Raw genomic sequence first — 22,930 nt, 5'->3', positions numbered from 1 at the left:
TGCTCAGTATTGCTTGTGGCAGGGCGATTTTCATTGAACGGGTCACTACCTCGTCTTAATAATCACCGTCATTTTTTGCTTCATTTTTGTATCTTGAATCATTCCAATGATCTCCGCCCGTTTCCATACAACAAATTTATGCTCTTGCCCGTTATGCATCTTGATTTTCATTCCATTTGGGATCACGAATAGCGTATTCCACTTTTCAACAGCCGTAATATCATTCAAGTGCAATTCGAGAGGTTGTGTTTGATTATTGTGACTGTGTGGTTGAAAATAGAGTCTTTCACTCGTAATCGTTAACTTCCCACCTACTCCTTCCCTTCCTCTGAATAGGTTTGCCGCTATATTCTCTTGCACGATCGATTCGTTTCGCTTGAGTTTCATTGCTTCCTTTTCCCCTCCGACATGCGATTCCGTTTTTACACAAATGATTAGATATTATATTACCATAATTAGGAACACACGTGACCACATCTATATAGCAAAGCGCCCTGCTCGTATGCCTGGAGACAGGACGCTTCGTTTGTTTAAGAATACAGGTTAATAGGTAAACTTATTGAGCATTACTTTCAGCTCTTCCGCTAATGACGACAAGGATTGAGCGGAGGATGAGATCTCTTGCATGGAGGCGAGTTGCTCCTCCGTAGAAGCTGCTACTTCCTCGGCTGTTTCGGCATTGCTTTTCGCGATGGTGACAAGCACATTGGCTGTCGCGGTTACTTCCTGAACAGCAGCCAAGATTTGCTGTGCGATCATGGAAACCTCAGCGATATGTGGATTGGTCAGTCTGGTGCTTTCCATAATGCCTTCAAACTTGTGAATCGTCTCCTCGGAAACTTCCAAGCCTGCTTCAACATCCAGTCTGACTGTTTCCATGTTGTCGACGGATTGCTTGGTTTCCCGTTGAATCTCTGTGATCAATTCAGAAATTTGCTTAGCCGACAATTGTGATTGCTCAGCCAACAGTCGCACCTCTGTAGCTACAACCGCAAAGCCTTTGCCATGCTCACCAGCCCGGGCCGCTTCAATCGCTGCATTCAATGCCAACAAATTCGTCTGCTGGGCAATCCCGCTGATGACATCCGAGATCGTGCCGATTTCTTTCGAACGGTCATAGAGCGATTTGGTCATGCGATCCGACTGTTCTACGGATTCATGAATCGACTTCATTTGACTCATGACCTGAGCGACAAAGTTGCCCCCTTCTTCCGCCTGAACCGTCGTTTGCTGAGCCGTATCCGACAACACATTGACACTCTCTACAATCCGTGTGACCCCTTCCGCAATCTCCTGCAAGGAGCGAACATTTTGGTCGATTCCGCTCGTTTGTTGTTCCGCGCTGCCAGCTACCTCTTGAACCGCAGTCGTTACATGCTCGGTTGCAATGCTCGTCTGCTGCGCACTCGCGGTCAATTGCTCCGAAGACGCTGCTACTTGCTCCGCTCTAGTCTCGACATCTGAAATGAGCGCCCGCAGGTTATCCTGCATCGTATTAAACGCATGGCCAAGCTCACCGATTTCATCGGTTGACCGTACTTGAATCGGGTCAGTCAAATTCCCTTGGCTCACTCTAACGGCATGTACCTTCACTTCCTGGATGGACTGGAGAAGGGAACGCAGAACAGCTGCTACAATGAGCCCTCCCAACACCAAGCAGATCGCAATCGTCCAAAACGTTTGCTCGAAAATCGGCTCAGCAGCATCCTCAACCTCTGACAAGTACATCGAACCGGCAATTTTCCAGCCAGTAGCTGGATTCGTCACATAGTAAATCTGTTTCGGGATGCTTTGCTCCTCGTAATTGAATTGTCCTGTTTCTCCTTGGAACAAGTTGTCGTAAAAACTCTCTTGTGCCACTGTTCCTGCCTGATTTTCTGGGTGGACGACATACTTCTTATTGCTGTCCACTACGATGACATCTCCATCCGAACCGATGCTGACTGAGTTTGCCAGTTGTTTGATCTGTTCAATCCCAACTGTAATGCAAATAACCCCAGCGCCATCCTCTGTCGTTCTTGCTACCGCTACTAAAACCTCACCTGATACCGCCGAAATATATGGCTCCGTAACGACGACCGTCCCCTTGTTCTCCATCGCTCGCTTGTACCAGTCTCTCGTCCGCGGATCAAACCCTGCCTGTACTTCTTGCTTGGGAGCGCGGAAATACTGGCCGTCAGCCGTTCCCAAACTAATACTGGACACATCCGCATGCATACCCATATACATATCCAAGTGATGCATGATTTCTTCTTGAACATCAGCTGATTTCACGCCAGGTGTGATATCTTTTGCCAAATAGTCAGCATCCTTCTTTTTGCCCTCAAACGTACTGCTGACGATGGAGTTGACCAAATCGACGTTTTCGTCGGCGCTGTCCATGATCTGTTTTTCAATTTCTTGTCTCGCTTGATTGTAAGCCAAGCTTCCAACGACAAGGGAAGGGACTAACAGAATCAAGAGAAATGTGATGATGAGTTTGGTTCGATAGCTTCGAAGCCAATTCCTGAGGTTAACTTTCACTTCATTTCATCTTCTTTCTAAGTTGTATTTGGAAAAACGTTTCCTGTTGGTGAAGTCCTAATTTTTTTATATCGGTAACGAAGGAGTGTTAATTAAGCAAAAAATATATAGAACTGTAATAGGTATAAAAAAGTGGGGATTATACCGCCCTCGCGGCCATAGAAAAACCGCCCTGCCTATGAATGATAGACAGGACGGTCGGAATAGGTTGACTCTGCAACAGTTGCCACGATTTGTTGAGCGAATCTGTAAGTCACTTCAACCGCGCTTCATTTTCCCCAAGCGGATAAACTGTTCGTCACGTACACGCAGCTTTTCTGAAACAGCCGTATCCGTATACGAGTAAATACCTGCACCGGTCTTGGTGCCGAGATTGCCATCTGCTACCCGTTCCTCCATGATGGCGGGTGCTTTTGTCGAGCCATTCAGCTCTGGCGCCAGGTTATCCATCACGCGCTTCCACGTATCGAGTCCACCAAAATCCGCCGTCTCAATAGGCCCGACAAAAGCCCAGCGAAAGCCAATTCCGTTCTTCATCACCGTATCGATCTGGGCTGCATCTGCAACACCTTCTGCAAGCAAATGAAAAGCTTCTCTCATCAAGGCTGTTTGTAGCCGATTGGCGATAAAGCCCGGTACATCCTTTTTCAACAGAACAGGGCACTTCCCGATATCTTCCATCAGCTGCATGGTTTTTTGAACGACTTCCAGCGCGGTCTTCTCATGCTTGACTACTTCGACCAACGGAACCAATTGGGCTGGATTGAAAAAATGGGTAATGATAAAGCGTTGGGGAGTCGTAGCTTTTTCAATCAGTCGCGCAATCGAAAACGTAGACGTATTGGAAGCAATAATCGCATCTGACTTCGCGTAATGCTCCAGCTTTTCAAACAGCTCCCACTTTAGCTCGATGACTTCTGGGATTGCTTCTGTGATGATTTCAGCTGAAGATACTGCCGCTTGCAAATCCGTGGTCAGGACGATATGCTCGAGCGCCGCTACTCTAGACTGGTCTGCAATCACTCCCTCTGCAACCAAAAGAGAAAGGCTGTGCTCGATGCTAGCTCTCGCTTTCAGCAAAAATTCTTCCTGCAAGTCGTAAAGAGAAACACGAAATCCAGCCAATGCGAATAACTGCGCGATTCCATGTCCCATAACACCTGATCCGATAACAGCCGCATGCTTTTCCATAGAAAGAGCCTCCTAGGGTGAATTCGGTTTACTAGCAAAGCTTTCCACGATGAAATACCTAGTTCCTGCCCACAAATTCCTACTCCTTTTACCGAAATTCATTCCTATGGCGCTTGTTGGTAGAGTCAAAGTTTTGTACCATTAAAAATCGTTTCCTAAAACCAGCTATTGGAATGAACGTTTCATATACGGAGGTACACATGAAACTACTGAATAAAGTCGTGGTCATCACAGGAGCCAGTCGAGGATTGGGACTAGAGATGGCAAAGGTTCTGGCAAAAGAAGGAGCGATCGTTTGGGCAACCTCTCGAACCGCGCCTCATCCGAACGAAATTACACACGCTGAACCGGGAAGTGTGACGAATGTACAGCTAGATGTGACTGACGAGCAAAGTGTCCTTGCCTTATTTGCGCAAGTACAAAGGTTATACGGACGTCTAGATGTCCTCGTGAACAATGCAGGCGTCGGCGTGTTTAAGCCTGTTGAACAAACAAGCTTAGATGAATGGGAGAATGTTTTTCGCACCAATGTAACCGGACTCTTTCTTTGCAGCCGTGAAGGATACAAGGTAATGAAAGCTCACGGAGGCCGTATCATCAATATCTCTAGTGTCTCAGGGTATATTCCCATTGCGGAAAACGGCGTTTATGGTGCTTCGAAATTTGCCGTCCAAGGCTTTTCCCAAATTTGCAATGAAGAATGGAAAGACGACAATGTAAGAGTCTCCACCATTTTTCCCGGCGCCGTTCATACAAATATGACGGAGGACCGACATTTTTTTGATCCGAGTGCGATGCTCGTACCAAAAGATGTGGCAAATACCGTGTTAGATATCGCTTCCCGTCCCCTCCACGTTCGAATCGATGAAGTCAAAATCCTTCCGCCTAAAGGCGTCCTCTAAATGACAGATGAATAAGGAGAGTTTTCAAATGCAGCAAGTAGCAATCATCACAGGAGCAGGCAATGGAATCGGGGCAGCAGCCGCAAAGCTTTTGGCTCAACATGGGGTACGTGTCGCTGTTCTTGATGTACATGAAGAAAAGGCTCAGTTAGTCGCCCAAGAAATCAATCAGACAGGCGGTCAAGCCTTGTCCATTCGCTGTGATGTCGGTCAACGAGTGCAAGTAGAAGAAGCCATCCAGCTAGTAGAATCGCATTTCGGAGATATCACCATCTTGGTCAACAACGCCGGAGTTGGTGGTCCATTCCACCGCGTCGACGAAGTCTCCGATGAAGAGTGGGATTGGATCATGAATACCAACTTGAAGAGTGTTTTCCTATTTTGCAGGAACCTGTTGCCCAAGATGAAAGAAAGGAACTACGGGCGGATCGTCAACATCGCTTCTATTCAGGGCTTGCTCGGCTCAGCACATTCGTCCACCTACGTTGCTTCCAAGCACGGCATGATCGGCTATACGAAAACAATTGCTGCGGAATGGGGTGAGCACGGGATTACTTGCAATGCCATCTGTCCCGGATATGTGGATACCGCGATGGGCGTACGTCCGGAGGATATTTCGGATTACATGAATCGGGTCATCGCCAAAAGCCCGGTCAAACGCGTAGCTCAACCGGTGGAAATCGCCCAGATGATTGATCATCTCGTTGGACCGCATAGCGGATACATCAACGGGACGAGTATCACCATGGACGGCGGGATCAGCAGTCACATCGGAATTACGGATCAGTTGTCCTAGTTCGTTACACACAGAAAAAGCCGCACGCTCGGTCAGTTTCCACCGGTCGTGCGGCCTTTCTTTCCTCTACCCTTATAGTCCAAATAAATCATCCAAAAAGCCACCGCAACTGTGATGACTACTAAAACCTTTCTATTGATTCCCATGCTAACGTCTAGATCGAAAAATCTGAATGCTAACAACCCAAGAAGTAAAACCAAGAGAATGTTTCTGATAGGATCACCTCATTCATCAGTCTTCTTCCTTATATTAATGGTAATCTCTTGAAATTTTAACAAAAAACATTCAACCCATTTTCGAATAATTAGTGAAAATACCGATCCAAAGTCAAGCAACTTTCTTTGACCACCTCATATGTTATTGCAGGAGGTGGTCAAAGTGGCTAACAGATGTCTTTGTCGAGGTAGTAGATGCAATATCTTTTGCAGGTGTGGATGCAGGCGAAGAAGGAAAATAGCAGCGAGCTAAGGAGGATTATATGCTATTCCTAAACATGATTTTTCTCAGTTTGGTAACGGTTAGCTGTATCCTTTATACCTATAAAAATCGGTCCGAGCTCGCCTGTATGGATGGCATGATCATCGCTATGGTGTTAGGTGCTATGTCTAGTATCTCCTTGGGGTTGAATATTCAAGTATATCTGGTGAGCGATTTACAATCTGCGACGATCATTGCTGTCGCAATTGGTATGGTGGTTGGGTTTATCTCGGGGAAATTGGTCTCTCTTACCGCTTCTATTGAAGGAGTAATGGCTGGAGTTATGGGCGGGTTGATGTCACCTATGCTAGGGGCCATGATTTCCCATCCCTTGGGGCTTATCTGGTTTCTCGACTTTGCCTACATCTTTGTTTTCATCCTGATTGTTTTCCTAGTAAAAGAAGCAAGGCAAGCCTTTTTGGAAGAAGCGATGGAGCTTGAGAAAAAAACTAGCAGTTTACCTTGAAACTCTTCAAAAACACGGACGCGCTCGCTTCTTTGCGAGTTTTTTTCCAGCTCTCTTCCATCAACGGGACGAGCATCCCCATGGACGGCGGGATCAGCAGTCACATGAAAATGACGGTTCAGTTGTCCTCGTTCGGGCACGTAGAAAAGGCCGCACGCTCGGTCAGCTTCCACCCGGCACGCGGCCTTTTCCCCCTATAAAAAGCGACGATGTACCTTCTTGCCATCGTACGTAAACAACACTTGTCGATCCTCCACCATCGATTCAAGGTGGATGGATTTTCCCCACAAATCATAGATGTAAGGCAATGTTTTTTCTACGTATTTGACATCCAGCTCCAGCCCCTCGAAATGATGCTTCAGGTACATCTCGCCGGAGCGTAAGTAATCCCCATCGTGTACAAGTACATAAGGGAATCCCCCGTTAACGCGTGTACCCGCAAGACCATCGCGTACCTTCTCCCACTGCTTTTCCGCGACGACCCAATCGTTGCCCTGCTTGCCGAACATATACAAATCCAGATCACTGACGAGGTCCTTGGTCAGGAAGTTGCGAATGAAGCTGATGTCGGACTCCAGCTCGCGCACCTCGAAAATTTTCGCGCGTCCCTCTCCTGGTTTGCGTCCGAAACGCTCCTGTTCCTCCTTCGTCGGATTATCCCAGCGCTTTTCAATGTCCTCCAAAATTTTCAGACCCAAATGATACGGATTGATACTCGTCGTCGAAGGCTGAATGACGGAGGAATGCAGCTTGGCAAATTCGATCGTCTCCGATTCTGTCAGCTCCATTTCCCGCAGGATGCGCATATGCCAGTAGGTGGCCCAGCCTTCGTTCATGATCTTCGTTTCCATCTGCGGCCAGAAATACAGCATCTCATCCCGGATGATCGTCAGCACATCCCGCTGCCAATCGTCTAGGATATTGCTGTATTCCATAATGAACAGCAATAGGTCTTTTTCCGGCTCCGGCGGGAATTTGCGTGGTGCTTTTACCGGCTCGGCTTCCTCTTTTGCTTTGCGGTCTAATCCCCAGAGATCGTCATAAGGGGAGTGCCGCTCGTTCCTCGTCTTTTTGTTAGCTTCCTCTGGCTCTCGTCTCCAGCGCAGCTTCGGACGAAGCAAGCTCGGATCGATGTGCTCCTGAATCGCCAAACTCGCATCGAGCAAATTTTCCACAGCTTCCTTGCCATACTCGATCTCATACTGGCGAATCCGCTCTCCGCTGGCCGCCATGCTTTCGACCATATCCCGATTGGTGTTGGAGAAGCGCATATTGTTTTTGAAAAAGTCGCAGTGAGCAAGGACGTGAGCCACAATGAGCTTGTTTTGGATCAAGGAATTGCCGTCCAAAAGAAACGCGTAACAAGGATTGGAGTTGATGACGAGCTCGTAGATTTTGCTCAGATTCAGGTCATATTGCAGTTTCATCCGGTAGAACGATTTACCAAAACTCCAGTGCGAAAATCGTGTGGGCATTCCATACGCGCCAAATGTATAAATGATGTCAGACGGGCATATCTCGTATCGCATCGGGTAAAAATCGAGATTGAACCCTTTGGCGATCTCGGTAATTTCGTCAATGGATCGCTCCAGTTCTTTGCGCTCGTCGTTGGTCAAATCGTTTCGCCTCCCCTTTTGCCGTCGGTCTACTTTATGTATATGGGGAAACAGCCAAAAGACGCCACCTTTTAGAAAAGATGTCGTTCTTCATATGGCACGTTTTGACGTCCTGGTATTTGGTTCAAGCGGCCTTCCTCTTCCTGATCGTATCTCCTTGTAGAGAGTCGGTTGTTCTTTGAATTCAAGTGCCAGATCAGAAAGCTCCAAGTCATTTCTCCGAGCAATAAAAAAGATGCGCTCTCTCTACTGAGGCACCCCCATTGTTGCTGAATTTAGTCGAAATAATTGAGGCTCATATCCCATTTCACGGAACCGCTTGGCTACCAAAGACACATAACCTTTCGCTAATCCAATGATCATTCCCCTAACGTTCTTTGCGACCACTACCCGCGGACGTAACTTCTCAACCACGTCCAAGAAATCGAAGAATAGATCATCAAGCTTCTGCTTTGGCTGACCTTCTCTAAAATGATGTTCCTTGCCCCATATCTTCTCGCTCTTTCCAGATGTAGAAAACACACTGCATGGAGGGGAACCATCTAAGATGTCCAGATCAAAGAGCTCTGCCGATAGCTGAGAATTCGGGAGATTCTTGAATTCTTGAATGGGCATTTGAAATGGGTACTTCGGGGGCAATGACAATCGAATTTGTTCTCAGCAAAATCATCCAAGTCGAGTACCTCGTTGGTAAACTCCGCGTCTTCATCGCTTTTAAAAGTGAACTGTGCAATGAGGTCTGCTGCTTCTTTATCATCGAAGCCGGTAAGAGCTTGATCCAGTTCACTATCTCGCAGCTCAGCCAACACCTGGGCGAGCATCTCCTCATCCCAAGCACCGCTGATCTTGTTTAGTGCGATATTGAGCGCCTTCTCTCGGATGTCATCCAGATCAACGACGGAAACTGTTACTTCCTTAGCTCCCAACTCATTTACTAGAATCTTAAACCGCTGGTGACCCCCGACCAAATTACCCGTCCGTTCATTCCAAACGAGTGTTTCGACGCACCCGAATTCCTCAATCGATCGTTTCAGCTTCTCGTATGCGATGTCGCCCGGTTGCAAATCCACGCGGGGATTATAGGGGGCTGATTGATTTTAGAGACTGATACTTTCCATATGTCCATGCTGTTCAGCTCCTTCGTGGCGATAAAGTAAGAATAAAGAATATTGCCAGCCCTTAATTGCTGTATACCTCGATGCTGTTGGGCTGGTGTCGTGTTTTGTAGGTGTAATCAAACGACTACGATTCCACCGGAAAAGTATATGTTTTGTTTCACCGCAAAAAATGGGGTTAAGGCTTAGAGCCTCAAAGCTTGGCTGGCTATTGGCTTCTGGCGACCCCCTAATCCAGATTTGAGTGATCTCCTGCCGGAACAAGATGGAGCAGGGACGTTTCAGCTGATTTCCCATTGGGTGATTATGCGATACCGGAATCTATCGCAACTCTGAATACTACTTGTTTGATAGGCGATATGAGCACTCTTAGCATGAGATTTCCTGTTTCTTATTTTTCTACTCGCTCTCTTTACATTGGGAGTCCCAAGGGTGCACAAGAAAACTTTTTGGTTGAAATCTATGCACTTTCAAGAGCATGAATAATGCTGTTCAATTAGGGTGTCCTTTGGGACACTTCTTTTTTATTTGCAAATGACTATGTTGCATTACATCAAGTAGCACAAAGGTATCGCTCCCATTTAACAAATCGTGTGGCTTGTATCCACCCTATTAAGAATTGACTTACCAATATTTGCGATTCGAATATTGTTTTTAGAAACACTCTGCACTCCTCGAAATGACCAGGAATATTATGCTGATTAGATTAGGAAGGAGTGGAAAGCGAATGGTGTATCCTGCTCAGGCTCCAACATCTCCACCCCCAAGCTTCATCCCTCCCAGGCCAACTTACGTCCCTCCGCAACCATCTACCTATCTTGTCGATTGTGTGTACGAAAACACTTATGTTTGGCTCGTAAATGGAGAACAATTTTGGTTTTATCCAACTACCGTTGAGTACAACGGGGTTACGGGCTACCGGTGGAACGGCAGGTCCTGGATGTTTTATGGTATTGATCCAAGGTTTATCGATGCCGTTGTATGTTACCCGACTCCTACCCTTTATTAAGGTGCGGGAGTATTACATAATTACCGATGTGTTAAAGCCGCGTCTTAATCGCTTCAATCGTCCTTTTGGCTGCTTCACAAATGACTCCTGGATCAATCGCGCATATGAGTGGTAGTACATGAGATTCGAATGTCATCCTGATGTATGCATCTGGCTCATGCTTGAATCTAACAACAATCATCCACGCATCAGCTATGTTCTGGAGTGGGTGCCAGTTTGTTGCAACCTCCCTCCCATTAAGCCGCCAAGAGTCAAAGAACTTTTTCTTTCCTCCATCGGTAAGGTCGAGTTCAACCTCGTACTTTTCCCACCCCATCACCTTCGTTGACAGCGTTTCAATGATCTGCTACTCGGTCATTTGGCTGCACCTCCTATCCTTTCCAGCTCAAATCCTCTCCGCAATCAGGGCATTCTAAAACCACCAACGATGCATGTTTTGTAGTTCCTCGCAGTATTACGACCACTTGGCAATCCCTCGCACTCAAATTTGTGTCTACCGCTCATCTAATGCCCCTCTGTTTCTCTAAATAACTATTTTGATAAACCCATCGACACCTATCTCTTTCGTTTCAACTCTGGTCAACAAGCTGCCTGCTGGCCTTTTCCTTATGATACTCCCTGTGTGTTATAATGAATTACAACTAAAAACTATGGGGTGTATTATTGAAGAGACAATTTTTGATGATAGTAAGCGATGTAACCAAAGCACAAATGGATAGGGTCACCGAAGTAGTTAAAGAATTTAACGAATTCATAGACTTGATTCCAATTGAGTCTAAATCTGATGGAGGCTTTAGCCTATACATCGATATTCAAAAAGGCGATGTTGCTACAACAATCTCAGATACACGAACATTCCTGAAAAATTGGTTTAAGCCTTTAAAAATAGAATGTGATTCGAATCCACGAGACTTTTAGTAAAAGTCTTTTTTTAATACACATTGTGTAGAACCATATCCCGTCTTGTTCCTGATGCTGATGTACAGTAAGATTTAGGAAAAACCCTTAGGGAGTGGAAAAATGGTCACTTGTTACTTGAAATATGTTATTGATCCATATCAGGTAAGTGTTTTTGAAGAATATGCAAAGATGTGGATACCTCTTGTCAACAAGTTTGGCGGACATCATCATGGCTATTTCCTTCCTCATGAAGGTGCTAATAATATTGCTTATGCCTTATTTAGTTTTCCTAGTTTGGCAGAATATGAAGATTATCGAAAGAAAATACTGGTCGATGTAGATTGCCAACTTGCCTTCTCACTCGCAGAGCAAACAAAGTGCATCATCAGTTACGAGCGAAGTTTCTTGCGCCCGGTGTTTGAATAATTCTCCTTCAACCTTGTCCATCCTTAGATAGGATGGGCTTTTTTATATAATGAGCATTGAGTATCTAGGTACACAGTAACTATTTTGTTAAATAACGGTTAGTATTACTGGAGAACCTATCCCCTAAAACTGAGGTGGGACTCTTCATGAAAAAAATAATTATCTTCGTACTAACAACCCTGCTTTTTTCACAACCTGTCCATGCTACTGAAAGTAAAACTGAATGCGATTTAATGAAACGTGCTTTTATAGAAGCAATGTTAGATAAGATAGGGAACGCAGTACGTATAAATGGTACGAATCGTTTGTGGTATAGAGGCGTGGAAGAAATTCTAGATGTAAGTAGACCAGACCCAAGAAAACTCACCCACTTTAACGTGACCATCCGAGTTCAAACATTTGCCGGACCACACAACCCACCTTATGCACTTGAAACGATGACGTTCAAGCTGCCCGAGGGAGAAGTAATTAACTACAATATCAAGTGGCTTAAACCATTTGTTAACCATTGGAAATTTCATACTTGATCATTCTCTTTTTGACACTCTATACTTTCACAAGCCACTAATGAGAGGATGAAATCTATTGCGTACAATTACCTTGGCTGATGGTCAAACAATTAATGTTGAATGCCTAAGTTGTGCTATAGTCGGCGGATTAGTTATACCAGAAGGAGGTGTACTAATTGAGACCGACTATTTTCATGCTCATCAGGATGTTGCCTACCCAATCACTGGGCAGGTAATCGTTGCCTCTAAACGCCACATTAAATGTCTTGATGAACTAACCGCGGAAGAAGCACACGATTACATACTCTTAATTCGGAAGATTAGAAAAGCACAACGAGAAGTATTAGGAATTGAACATGTCTATTATTTTTACAACGAGGATACTACCCATCATTTTCATATATGGATGGTTCCACGTTACGAATGGATGACACAGTTCGGGCGATCCGTTGAATCTTTGCGCCCCGCCCTATTACATGCTCGTACGAATATGAATTCCATTGAAGAAACTAATCAAATAATCAATTCGATTAATAAACTACGAGAAGCATTGCTTGAATAACCATAATGAGCATTGAGTATCTAGGTACACAGTAACTAAAGTGTTAAATAACGATTTTTCCACGTGATAAAATTTCGATATACCTTTTATGGAGTGAACTTTGAAATGATACAAAAACATGGGGTTATCGACTTATTCTTATCTGCTTGTCCATCCTATAAAGAAAGATGGCTTCATTTGGTTAGTGAAACTTACGACGATAGCGAAGAGCATCTTCCGTATATTGATGTCTCAGATTTCGCCCAACATGTAGATGAGCTTTACCAACAGCAAAAGTTAACCGAGTTCCCAATGATATTTGAGGTTTTAGAAATGCTCCATATCAACGGTGACGACTATGTTAAAGAATTAGCTACAATTGGGTTTCTGGAATCATTGCTAGGTTGTGAAATTTCAGCTCAATTGAATGTTTTCTGATGCCCATTTCCCTAAAATGGTGGATCTCATTAAATAAATTCATGTCTGGAGAAAATCGTTGATCGTTATCATGGATTTCATTACAAATAAAAAGAGTAATCACGTAAAGCACAAATAATGATATTGGTTAAAGACGCCAGCCTTCCGAAGAAAAAAGGCATCCCCAACTGGAGACACCCTTGGTTTGTTTTTCATCTTGCTACTTAACCATTGAACCAGCCGCGTACACCAGAATAAATAAGAGCTCCTGCGAATACGACCACAGTGATCAGACCCACTCCATCCACCACCGGGTCCACCCCACTTAAGAAGGAACCGTCCAACGGTGCTTTCAACAATGCGTAGCCACCAAGAAGCCCACCTACGTTGGAAATCCATTTGTTCATATTACGTCACCTCCCGTCGCAGCAGCCTGTAAGCGTTGCCACTGCGATACTTTACTCTATGTTGGAGGTTGACAAGCGGCTTGTATGGTAGTCCAAGGCGTGTTCACCAAATCACAATTGGGCAATGTCTATCTTTTTACGCTAAAATAGAGGTCGAACAGATGTAAGGATATGCGAAAAAGGAGTGACGCACTCATGAAGCTGTTTTTGATGCTTGGCAGTATCAGTGGATTTCTTTCAGTTGCGTTGGGAGCATTCGGGGCACATGCACTGAAGGAAAAATTGGACGAATATTCGCTGGGCATTTTCCATACGGGCGTGACCTATCAGACGACACATGCATTGGCTCTGGTGCTGGTTGCTCTGTTGCTCAAATGGTACCCGGATTCTTCTGGCCTCGTTTGGGCAGGCTGGTGCTTTACAGCCGGAACTTTGATCTTCTCCGGCAGTCTCTACACACTGGCGATGACCGGCATTAAGGTTCTCGGTGCGATTACGCCGATTGGCGGAGTTTTGTTCCTTGCTGGCTGGGCGCTGCTTGCGATTCATGCATGGAAAACCGTATCGTAGATAAAAGGTTGTAAAAGGTTGGGATTTCATTCCCAGCCTTTTTTCTTTCCGCCATGACTTCAGCGGAACTCTGCCTGGCAATAACGCCAACTCCTGACACCCTCCATGGACGATCGCCATATGCTGTAGAGTTAGCAATTACCCCACTCACAAGGAGAGGAAATCATGACAAAGCCCTCCTATACCCGCCCCTCGTACTTTTTTGGCGGAATACCAGATGTCTACATGCAGATGGGGTACTATCCGTTTCCCACTCCTTCTGCTACGGAACAACTGAGTCGGAGTGTTCACATTCCGTATGCGATGTCGATGGCAGATCAATGCAAATACTTCATGGGGCAGTCGGAAAAAATAATCGTGGGCGATGGGGCTATCGGGATTGCTGCCTTGTCGAATCCCTTACGCTCCAGTGTTCATTTATTTGTCCATCACTGGATGATCACCAATCCATCCCCGCACCCGATAGAAGCACATTTCTTGTTTGGCAAAGCCTCCTCAATCACAGGTACGACTCTCTCACGTCAAGTGACTTCTGGTTATGTTCAACTCCCCGCTTGTCCAGCCGCCCAAGGGCAAATTTTGCATGGCACTGGTATGACAGATACCTTTTCCGATCACATTCATCCTGCCACACGAATCATTCCGGCATCCTCTACCGTTGAGGCGACCCCTAGCGGACAGTGGATTCTCGGACCTGGCATGTCACTCATCGTTCGCGTTCCAAACGCAGGTGAGAAGACATCCTTCTCCTTTTCAATAGACTGGTGGGAACAACCCGTATATGGGTAGCTCTCGCCGGAATCCTTGACGGACAAGTCTAGCCGCAACAAAAAAGGGAACCCCCAAAGGAGTTCCCTGTCATTTCACTTTGTATTTTTCCTATACCATGTTGAAAAGCCAATTTTCACGTGATAAAATGAGAATTGGTCTGTTGGTCAATCGAAAACATGTAACTATTTTATCTCCAATATAATAGTATCACATTCACTTTCGATTGTCAAACCTTCAGGCCAAAAATGGGGAACGAAAAAGGAGCGGTACCATGAGCGTGACTGATCAAGATCGGCAAAACGAACAACAACGTGTTGAACAAGTCATCTCAGAGATAAAGAACCGAATAGATGACCTGAAAGAGCATGTGAATGTCGTGAGCGAGGATATCATCGGCATTCGCAAGCATTTTTGGGACGACGTGACAGTCAACTTCGAGGATGCCATTGAAGCTGTCGAGACTTACGCCAGTATCAAGCAGCAAGCTGAGGTCCTGTCCGAGCGTGAACGCATCCATCGCCATGCCCAAAATCAGTTGCGTACGCTGCAGCGATTGTTGCACTCTCCCTATTTTGGCAGGATTGATTTTCAAGAAGAGCTGGAATCGAAGCCAGAAGCCATCTACCTTGGCATTGCTTCTTTGCTGGATAAAAACGACGAGGAATTTCTCGTTTACGACTGGCGCGCTCCGATCTCCAGTCTGTATTATGACTACTCGCCGGGGCCAGCCGAGTACAATACACCAGGCGGTAGCGTAAATGGAGAGATTACGTGCAAAAGACAATACATCATTCGCGACGGCAAATTGCTGCACCTGTTCGATACGGGCGTGACGATTGGCGACGAACTGCTTCAGGAGGTACTTGGCAAACAGGCTGACTCGCAGATGAAAAGCATCGTGGCCACGATCCAACGGGACCAAAACCGCATCATCCGCAATGAACGAAGCCGACTCGTCATCGTCTCTGGAGCCGCCGGTAGCGGGAAAACGTCTGCGGCCCTGCAACGAATCGCTTATTTGTTATACCGTTATCGCAAAACATTGACCGCAGAGCAAATCGTCTTGTTTTCGCCCAACTCTTTGTTTAACAGCTACGTCTCGACCGTTCTTCCTGAGCTCGGCGAGGAAAATATGCAGCAAACGACTTTTCAGGAATACGCGGAGCATCGGCTCGGTGACGACTTCCAACTGGAAAATCCGCTTGAACAGATGGAGTATGTACTGACAGCAAGTGATCAGTCTGGATATGATGCGCGGCTGGAAGGGATCCGTTTCAAGTCAAGCGCCTTGTTTTTGCAAGCCATGGATAAATACGCGAATAGCTTGAAGCAAGCTGGAATCATGTTTCTCCCTGTTACATTTAGGGATCAGACGCTAATCAGTGCGGCTCACATCCATGAGCTGTTTTATTCTCTCGATACGAATCTGCCGATCCCCAATCGGATGGTACTCGTTGCAAAATCACTGCTGACAGAGCTAAAAAAAATGGAACAGCGCGAACGATCAAAGCCATGGGTAGAAGATGAAATGGAGCTGCTTGACCGAGATTCGTATGTAGCTGCCTATCAATCGCTGCGCCGCAAAAAGCAGTTTCGGGAGGATACCTTCGATGACTTCGAACGCGAGCAGGAGCTCTTAGCCAACTGGATCGTCAAAAAACAGTTTCAGCCTCTGCGCGATTTTATCCGGGAGCTTCAATTTATTGATACTCGCGCTATTTACCGCCAGCTCTTTTTATCACCTGACTTGCTCGGGACGCTTGCGCCAAGTACTCTCCAACACGATGTATTAGACAAGTGGCCGGCAGTGTGCGAACAAACAGCAGAGCGTTTAGAGCAACAGTATTTGGCATACGAAGACATCCCTCCTTATTTGTATTTGCAGGAACGATTGGAGGGCAAGCAGACAAACAACCTCGTCCGTCATGTCTTTCTCGATGAAGCCCAAGACTACTCCGCCTTTCAGTTCGCTCTCATCAAGAGCTTGTTTCCCCGTGCCAAAATGACTGTGCTGGGAGACTGGAATCAGGCGATTTACGCCCATGCGTATCACCAAAATAGCTTTGATGCTGTCACATCCCTGTTTGAGCCTGAAGAGACGGAGACCTTCGTCCTGACCAAAAGCTACCGCTCCACCTATCCCATCGTCTTGTTTACGCGGCAACTTTTGCGAAATGGGGAGATGATTGAGCCTTTTATGCGCGATGGTCGCTTACCAACTCTAACCAAGGTGATATCCCCTCAAGCTCATACCGATCAAATCGAAGCACGCATACGTGAGCTCACTGATCGTGGTCATCAAACGATCGCTGTTATCACAAAAACGCTAGAGGAAGCTCAAATCGTTCATGACGCTTTGCAAGAGAGATTGCCGATTCGCTTGATCAAGCCCGCTACTCTTTCCTTTGAGAAAGGAATCTTGATCATTCCCTCTTACTTGGCAAAAGGAGTCGAGTTCGATGCGGTCATCCTTTATGATGCTTCCGCTACATCCTATGGCGAAGAAAGTGAACGCAAGCTTTTTTATACGGCATGTACACGTGCCATGCATGAGCTGCACCTTTACTATTCGGGTGAAAAAAGTCCATTTATAGATAACGTTTCTCCTGAGTATTACGAGCTGTTTGTTTAAAAAAAGAGATCCAGCTGACCGCTTACTGGTTCAGCCGGATCTTTTTTTCACTTTTTTAGACCTACACAAATTGTGACAAGCAACAGGATCAAATCCATCTCATAACCGCCCACAAAGCCTTTCGCCCATTTCACTGTCACAATCGCACCTGCCATGATCGCAGCTAATCCCCATGCGGCATATCTCGCCCCGACCCCAATGATCAGCGCGAGGCCGCCGAGCAGTTCTACGATCAACACCAGATACGCCAGCCATCCCGGCAAGCCGAGATCACCAAACGTCGTCACAACATTAGCCATCCCTTTTTGCAGTTTGGCTATGCCATGGATGAAAAACAAGATTCCCGTCGCGATCCGTAATAAAGAAAACGCCTTTTCGTAAGCCATCTTCTCTTATTCTCCCTCCCCTCCACCACTACCATATGCCCACTTGTGTACAATCAGTCTTGTGCTCTTCGGCGGGACAACAGCTCAAAGCTTTGGTGCTTGCAGCGAGGGCAGCCGCGTTTTTTCAATTGTTCGATCGTCACTATTTTTGCCTGTGCCCCTACCTGGATCGATCTTTTGCAACGCTTGCATTGATACTCACGCTTGGAAGGAGTCTCTTCGCCTGTGTACAGCGACTCCAGAAATGGATGCTTGATCGTCGGAGTCGTCAGCTCTGTTGTGGTAAGCACGATCATCTGTCCCTTGTTTCCAATCATTTGCGCCGCTTCGTATTCATTGAAATGACTGAGCACCTCTCGTACGGTCAAGCCTGCCAGCACGAACTCCCGTTGCATATTCAGCGTAAAATCAGGTGATTTATGCGCGAAGGACAGGAAGATGGACAGTCCTTTTTGCTTTTGCAGCCCACTGATTCCGCGGGATAAAAACAGCGCCATTCCTTGCAGCGTGTAAGGTGGATCAGTAAAAAAGCAATCGTACCCACCCTGTAGCTTCTTCGGCAGAGGCTGTCGCAAATCAGCCTGATGGCAGGCAACGGTTAATGCTTTTTGCTTGGACACATCCGTAATGTACTGAAGAAAACGTTCATCGATATCGACTACGTCAATTTGCTCTGGACGTTGTTGATTCCCTGGAAACAAGCGCTTGAGCAAAAGTCCCAGCGAGATGCTGACTAAATCATCATCCCCAACACATAATATTTTTTTGCCCACCAAACTCTGATACCGCAAGCATAAGAGTGCCCTGCGCAGACTCGTCTCGACTGTGCATTTGGACTGATCGATCTGTACATCGACTTGCGGACGCCCAGCAAAAATCATCTCCATCTCGGCTTGCAAGTCAGCCAGCTCAGTTTTCCAAGCTTCGTCGTCTCTTATCAGCTTTTCGTACAGCTCTCGATCCAACCCACCATACCCAAGCTTTTGCTCAATGAATGCCTCCCCTTCTGCGGTGCATCTCACCCCGCTCCCCTGCTGTATGGCACCTGCCTTAATCAGCTCTTTTTTAATCGCAGTCGCCACAGGTACAGGCAAGAGTACTTTTCTTGCCAGCTCTTTCGTAGGCAAATCCGGATGAAAATAACATGCAAGCAGAAACTGTTCGATCACTCGTTGTCCTTCTTGTAAACGCACTTGTTTATAGGTGTCTTCGATATAATTTTTCAAGTAGAATACCTCTTTTCAAAAGGGATGGACCCATCGATGCATGCAAAAAGGCAGAGCATGAACATTCGTTCATCTCCGCCTTGAGGGCATACGTTCGCTACGTGCGCGTGGATAGTCACGCAAAAAAACCGTGCGTAAGAGCACGGTTCCCGTAGTCGAGCAAATGGGTAGATGGATGACCGTAAGTTCTTAACTAATCAAGGCATCCCTTTTTCCATAGCAAATAAACTCACATGACATGAGGTTTTTGCCAAAAACAATGGGAGTACCCTATCCAGTTACTTAGTTAAGAACACACACCGACATCAAAACGTCCCCTTTTGAAAAAGATACTTTCCATTATACGGCAATATCAATCAATCGGCAAGAAGCTACATGGCTGTCTCTACAAACGCATTTCTAGGCTGCTTCCGCTGTTCATGCAATCTGCGTCCCAGCCAATAAAAGATCAAGCTGACCAGCGCCAATACTGCCATGACCCCAAACATCACGGGGCCACCATATGCGGTGAGCACCATACCACCTGCCCATGGTCCAAGGAAGCTCCCGAGCATCGTTGCGCTTTGTGCCCCATAGTAAGTCCCTCTCATATTCACGGGACTGATCTCGTCGATTTGCGCATACTCCGCTGGTATGATCAAAATTTCCCCGAGCGTAAAAACGATCATCGCTGTCATAAACCAAGCCCAATTTGACGAAAAAGCAAAACCAACTTCTCCTATGGCCATCAATACAGCACCGCCTGCTATCCTCGCAAACAAGGAATACCGCTCAACCAGCCTCGTTACTGGAATTTGCAAAAGCAAGACGGTAAATCCGTTGACGCTCATCAAGGTTCCAAACAAGGCGACACCCTCCGAAAAGTTTTCCCGCAAGTATTGGGAGAGCGTAACAGACATCTGACCGTACACCGTCACTAACAGGATTCCGCCTGTGACAAAGGTAAGAAGGACGACATCCCTTCTGAGTACTTGCCAGATCTCACCCAAACTGGCTCGCTCCACCTCTCCGTTCTCCCCACTGTGATCGGTGACCCCGCATCTCCGACATGCCACTACTAAAATGACGGCAAAGCTCACCAAGGATACCGCAGTCAGAATAAACGCCAGATTGCTGCCGGAAATCCCAAAAAAAGCACCGAGCATAGGACCAATCGCGAAGCCCAGATTGCTCGCAAGATAGCGATTTGAGAACACACGAAAACGTTTATGCTCGGGCGTCAAATCGCCCATCAATGCTTTTGAAACCGTCGCAAAAATCGATGCCGCCAATCCCATAACCATGCTGATTACCAATAAACCGCTCGGATGTGCTAGTGTAATGAAGCCGATCATCGAGCACGCCATAGCAAGCAAGGAAAAAAACATCAGCTTTTGTCTGCCAAACAAATCTGAGAGAATCCCGCCAACAAATCCCCCTACTGTTCCAGCCAAAGGACCTGCCCCGATAATCAGCCCAATATAGGCGTGGGAGAGCTTCGTCGTTTCACCGAGATAGATAGCCAGAAAAGGGATACTCATCGATTGGGTGAGCTGAACGAACACCGTCCCTGCCATCAACAGATGAACAATCGGATGATACGCCTCCCACACTTGCCTCATTTTGCTCATACTGATTCAACCTACCCTCTCAACAAAATCATGCTATTTCCGTAAGTAAAATCACTCTGATGCATGGAAGAAGGAACGAAGCAAGACCGGGAGACGCTCGACAAAGGCTTCTCGCAGACTGTAGTAGGAAATCGTCGTACTTCCTGTGTAGTGAGCACGAATCAGCCCCGCTCTGCGCAACGCCGTTACATGATGATGGACGGTGCTTTTTGCCAAAGATACTTGCTTCTGTAATTCACCGAGCGTGCACGTCTTTTTTGCCAGACAGCGCAAAATTTGCAGGCGCTTCTCATCCGCCAGACACTGTGTAATAGGCAACAGCTCCAAGAGTGGCTGTGGCTTGGTCGTTGCCGCATCTTTGACAGGGTACATGCAAGTGGCAAGCCCCCGATAAAAGTCGAGAACAGAAGAATGGGCACAATGATATTGCGGGATCAGTACAACCTCTCGCAAATCTGCCATCGGCTCAATCCAGATACCGTTTGTAACATGATCGATCAAGTCGATTGGAGGCGTTTCTTTGGCGCGGGCCGTCAGCTCATCGGCGCTCCGTTGCAGACTCTCCAAAATGCGTGGGTCCATCTTCGAAAAATAATGCTCATTCCACCGGGTAAGCAACGATAGGCTGCGATCACGGATTTCTCCCAAGTTCAGCGGGATTGTCTCCACCCACGGCGCGAGGCGCTCATAAATTTCACCGGGAGGAATGCTTTCCAGCCACCCAAGAAATTCTTCAACGGATTTGGTCTGTGGTGATTGCGCTACTAGCAGCACCAAGCGGTGAAGTACTTCCCAGCGTTCATCTGCGAGTTCATCTGCAAAAGACGCCGGGAGCTTTTGTTTTGTTTCCTCTAACCAAGCCGTACCAAGCAAACTATGCTTGCGGTCTTTCTCGTAAATGTAAGTATAGAGGCTAATGATACATTCATACGCAGGAGACCATTCTACCCTTATCGAATATAAGTTATCCATTCTATCACCATCGAACGTTTAGTTTTTTTCAGTGTATCATTCTTGGTGGATTTTGCATAGTTCCATTTGGGGTCAACATAGTGGAGGAGAAGAAAAAGCACAGTGCTCTTCGACTCTGACACGCCTGCAGGGGGATTTACTGTCCGTCTCCACTTCCAAAAGGGGACCGTCGAGCCAAAGCCACCCTACGGGCGGAAGTTTCTCAAAGAAGAAGTGTTCGACAAGCGTGGTCCCCTTTTGAAAGTTCCAACTGGGGAGGCGTTGTCAAGGTCTACGAGCCCTGTGCTTTTTCTTCTTACCAGCTTTGTTGGTTTATCGATACCACTTAAACCTTTGGCAAAAGCTTTACTGAAACCATGCAAGAAGCAGACGCTGAGGTGCCTTGGTCACACAAAAAAAGTAAGCCCCCAGTTTCACTAACTGACGAGGCTTACCTATACTAGCTTCCCTTATACAAACGGCGGGTCCCACGCTTTTTTTCGCCAACCCAACCGATGATCAACGACGTTCAAATCACGATCCAAGACAACATCTACGCCAAATGGCAGCTTGCGGTTGTACCAAAAGCGCACATCACTCCACGTGACTTCATAACCGTCGGCAATCTCCTTCCACGTAACGTGGATTCGTTGAGCAAATCCGAGAAAAGCACGAACGCCATCCACACCGACAGTAGCCTGGATGATCGCATCACGCTGTTGCTTCGGATATACATCCTCCAGTATCACACGTGCATACTCGATTCTCCCTGTGTAAAACAGTTCCTCCGTCTCAACGACGAATCGCCAGTGAAAAGGATGTATACTCGGGAACACATGGGATATGCCCCTTGTTTCCAATGCCCTTATTACCCGTTTGACGTTACGGTGATGCTGCCAAGCCCGCACGCCAATATACACGAGCGTTATGGCATATGCAACCGGAAATAGCACGCTAGGATCTCCTCTAAAAGCAATCCACCAGATCGCCGCTGTCAGATGAACCGCGAACACCAATGGCTCAAAAATCGCGAGCACATCCAAATGCACCCAACGCTTGCTAATAGGACGAATACATTGGACTCCATAGGCGTTTAGCATATCGAGAAAAACATGCAGCACAACAGCTAACAGCGTCCAACCGTACAAAATGCCGAACTGCCCCATGAGCCCAAACCCCCAGGCAAGAGAAAGACTGATGATGAGGGGCCACAGAAATAAGGCGGGAATCGAATGCGTAATTCCTCGATGAAAGCGAATGTAAAAAGAAATACCGCGAAGTCTGGCCACAGTGTCGAAATCCGGGGCATGAGAACCCACTACCGTTGCGATCATCAGCGCCTGAGCAAGCGCCGGATCATTCGCCACTGCCGGCGTGATATGAGCTAACCCCGCCAGTGTGACACCCAACAAAAGATGACTGCCAGTGTCCATTACGATGCCTCCCTTTACAAGTACTCCCTTCTCTTTTACTGTACGAAAAAATAGCG

The 22,930-nt window shown here is 46.6% G+C and carries 22 protein-coding genes and 1 pseudogene; 11 read left to right on the top strand and 12 right to left on the bottom strand.

What is annotated here, in order from left to right; genetic code table 11:
* Positions 1-45: 45 nt before the first annotated feature.
* From ODZ53_RS10470 to ODZ53_RS10460, 3 genes are all read right to left on the bottom strand, one after another.
* Positions 46-387, bottom strand: coding sequence for a GRAM domain-containing protein (locus ODZ53_RS10470; RefSeq protein ID WP_173625628.1), 342 nt, complete (start codon positions 385-387; stop codon positions 46-48).
* A 156-nt stretch (positions 388-543) separates the two neighbouring features.
* Positions 544-2,523, bottom strand: coding sequence for a methyl-accepting chemotaxis protein (locus ODZ53_RS10465; RefSeq protein WP_372676885.1), 1,980 nt, complete (start codon positions 2,521-2,523; stop codon positions 544-546).
* 258 nt (positions 2,524-2,781) lie between these two features.
* Positions 2,782-3,714 carry a 3-hydroxyacyl-CoA dehydrogenase family protein gene (locus tag ODZ53_RS10460; RefSeq protein ID WP_372676884.1) on the bottom strand — a complete coding sequence of 311 codons (933 nt, stop codon included), beginning with the start codon at positions 3,712-3,714 and terminating at the stop codon, positions 2,782-2,784.
* Between the two features lie 200 nt (positions 3,715-3,914).
* Between ODZ53_RS10460 and ODZ53_RS10455 the strand changes: the two genes are divergently transcribed.
* The 3 genes from ODZ53_RS10455 to ODZ53_RS10445 all read left to right on the top strand — a co-directional run bounded on the left by ODZ53_RS10455 (position 3,915) and on the right by ODZ53_RS10445 (position 6,355).
* Positions 3,915-4,616: an SDR family oxidoreductase gene (locus ODZ53_RS10455; protein WP_372676883.1), complete on the top strand. Its 702-nt coding sequence runs from the start codon at positions 3,915-3,917 to the stop codon at positions 4,614-4,616.
* Between the two features lie 28 nt (positions 4,617-4,644).
* Positions 4,645-5,412 carry an SDR family NAD(P)-dependent oxidoreductase gene (locus ODZ53_RS10450; protein WP_372676882.1) on the top strand — a complete coding sequence of 256 codons (768 nt, stop codon included), beginning with the start codon at positions 4,645-4,647 and terminating at the stop codon, positions 5,410-5,412.
* Positions 5,413-5,890: 478 nt separating this feature from the next.
* Complete coding sequence (locus tag ODZ53_RS10445) at positions 5,891-6,355, top strand: hypothetical protein (RefSeq protein ID WP_372676881.1); 465 nt, start codon at positions 5,891-5,893, stop codon at positions 6,353-6,355.
* Between the two features lie 194 nt (positions 6,356-6,549).
* Here ODZ53_RS10445 and ODZ53_RS10440 read toward each other — a convergent pair whose 3' ends face one another.
* The 3 genes and pseudogenes from ODZ53_RS10440 to ODZ53_RS10430 form a co-directional block, all read right to left on the bottom strand.
* A complete protein-coding gene (locus tag ODZ53_RS10440; protein ID WP_372676880.1) occupies positions 6,550-7,971 on the bottom strand; it encodes a SpoVR family protein in 1,422 nt (473 codons plus the stop codon).
* A 99-nt stretch (positions 7,972-8,070) separates the two neighbouring features.
* A pseudogene (locus ODZ53_RS10435) lies at positions 8,071-8,604 on the bottom strand (DNA cytosine methyltransferase); the annotation flags it as partial.
* On the bottom strand, positions 8,514-9,041 hold the full coding sequence (locus tag ODZ53_RS10430) for a ParB N-terminal domain-containing protein (protein ID WP_372676879.1): 528 nt from the start codon (positions 9,039-9,041) through the stop codon (positions 8,514-8,516). The gene ODZ53_RS10430 and the pseudogene ODZ53_RS10435, both read right to left, overlap by 91 nt.
* 1,735 nt (positions 9,042-10,776) lie before the next feature.
* Here ODZ53_RS10430 and ODZ53_RS10425 point away from each other — a divergent pair.
* From ODZ53_RS10425 to ODZ53_RS10405, 5 genes are all read left to right on the top strand, one after another.
* A complete protein-coding gene (locus ODZ53_RS10425; RefSeq protein WP_372676878.1) occupies positions 10,777-11,013 on the top strand; it encodes a hypothetical protein in 237 nt (78 codons plus the stop codon).
* 102 nt (positions 11,014-11,115) lie between these two features.
* Positions 11,116-11,421 (top strand): NIPSNAP family protein, encoded by a 306-nt coding sequence (locus ODZ53_RS10420; protein WP_012684890.1) that lies wholly within the window; start codon positions 11,116-11,118, stop codon positions 11,419-11,421.
* 146 nt (positions 11,422-11,567) lie between these two features.
* A complete protein-coding gene (locus tag ODZ53_RS10415; RefSeq protein WP_372676877.1) occupies positions 11,568-11,948 on the top strand; it encodes a DUF3888 domain-containing protein in 381 nt (126 codons plus the stop codon).
* A 58-nt stretch (positions 11,949-12,006) separates the two neighbouring features.
* Positions 12,007-12,492, top strand: a complete 486-nt coding sequence (locus ODZ53_RS10410; protein ID WP_372676876.1) for an HIT family protein — start codon at positions 12,007-12,009, stop codon at positions 12,490-12,492.
* A 105-nt stretch (positions 12,493-12,597) separates the two neighbouring features.
* Positions 12,598-12,909 (top strand): DUF7674 family protein, encoded by a 312-nt coding sequence (locus ODZ53_RS10405; protein WP_372676875.1) that lies wholly within the window; start codon positions 12,598-12,600, stop codon positions 12,907-12,909.
* A gap of 203 nt (positions 12,910-13,112) precedes the next feature.
* Here the strand turns inward: ODZ53_RS10405 and ODZ53_RS10400 are convergent, their stop codons facing one another.
* Positions 13,113-13,295, bottom strand: a complete 183-nt coding sequence (locus ODZ53_RS10400; protein ID WP_372676874.1) for a hypothetical protein — start codon at positions 13,293-13,295, stop codon at positions 13,113-13,115.
* 195 nt (positions 13,296-13,490) lie between these two features.
* Here ODZ53_RS10400 and ODZ53_RS10395 point away from each other — a divergent pair, with 195 nt between their 5' ends.
* The 3 genes from ODZ53_RS10395 to helD all read left to right on the top strand — a co-directional run bounded on the left by ODZ53_RS10395 (position 13,491) and on the right by helD (position 17,268).
* Positions 13,491-13,865, top strand: a complete 375-nt coding sequence (locus ODZ53_RS10395) for a DUF423 domain-containing protein (protein ID WP_012684886.1) — start codon at positions 13,491-13,493, stop codon at positions 13,863-13,865.
* Positions 13,866-14,030: 165 nt separating this feature from the next.
* Positions 14,031-14,654, top strand: coding sequence for a DUF6143 family protein (locus tag ODZ53_RS10390; protein ID WP_372676873.1), 624 nt, complete (start codon positions 14,031-14,033; stop codon positions 14,652-14,654).
* Positions 14,655-14,907: 253 nt separating this feature from the next.
* Positions 14,908-17,268, top strand: coding sequence for an RNA polymerase recycling motor HelD (helD, locus tag ODZ53_RS10385; RefSeq protein ID WP_372676872.1), 2,361 nt, complete (start codon positions 14,908-14,910; stop codon positions 17,266-17,268).
* 47 nt (positions 17,269-17,315) lie between these two features.
* On the opposite strand, the gene ODZ53_RS10380 is transcribed toward helD, so the two are convergent.
* The 5 genes from ODZ53_RS10380 to ODZ53_RS10360 form a co-directional block, all read right to left on the bottom strand.
* On the bottom strand, positions 17,316-17,654 hold the full coding sequence (locus tag ODZ53_RS10380) for a DoxX family protein (protein WP_087344269.1): 339 nt from the start codon (positions 17,652-17,654) through the stop codon (positions 17,316-17,318).
* 53 nt (positions 17,655-17,707) lie between these two features.
* Positions 17,708-18,880, bottom strand: coding sequence for a bis-aminopropyl spermidine synthase family protein (locus ODZ53_RS10375; RefSeq protein ID WP_372676871.1), 1,173 nt, complete (start codon positions 18,878-18,880; stop codon positions 17,708-17,710).
* 371 nt (positions 18,881-19,251) lie between these two features.
* Entirely contained in the window at positions 19,252-20,490 is a 1,239-nt protein-coding gene (locus ODZ53_RS10370; protein WP_372676870.1) for an MDR family MFS transporter, read from the bottom strand.
* A gap of 51 nt (positions 20,491-20,541) precedes the next feature.
* On the bottom strand, positions 20,542-21,462 hold the full coding sequence (locus ODZ53_RS10365) for an ArsR/SmtB family transcription factor (protein ID WP_372676869.1): 921 nt from the start codon (positions 21,460-21,462) through the stop codon (positions 20,542-20,544).
* Between the two features lie 449 nt (positions 21,463-21,911).
* Positions 21,912-22,874, bottom strand: a complete 963-nt coding sequence (locus ODZ53_RS10360) for a metal-dependent hydrolase (RefSeq protein ID WP_372676868.1) — start codon at positions 22,872-22,874, stop codon at positions 21,912-21,914.
* Positions 22,875-22,930: the final 56 nt, after the last annotated feature.

This window comes from Brevibacillus sp. BD137 (assembly GCF_041644655.1).
Taxonomy (GTDB): domain Bacteria; phylum Bacillota; class Bacilli; order Brevibacillales; family Brevibacillaceae; genus Brevibacillus; species Brevibacillus brevis_D.
Note: the sequence above shows the minus strand (reverse complement) of the source record. Positions and strands in the feature narration are given on the sequence as shown.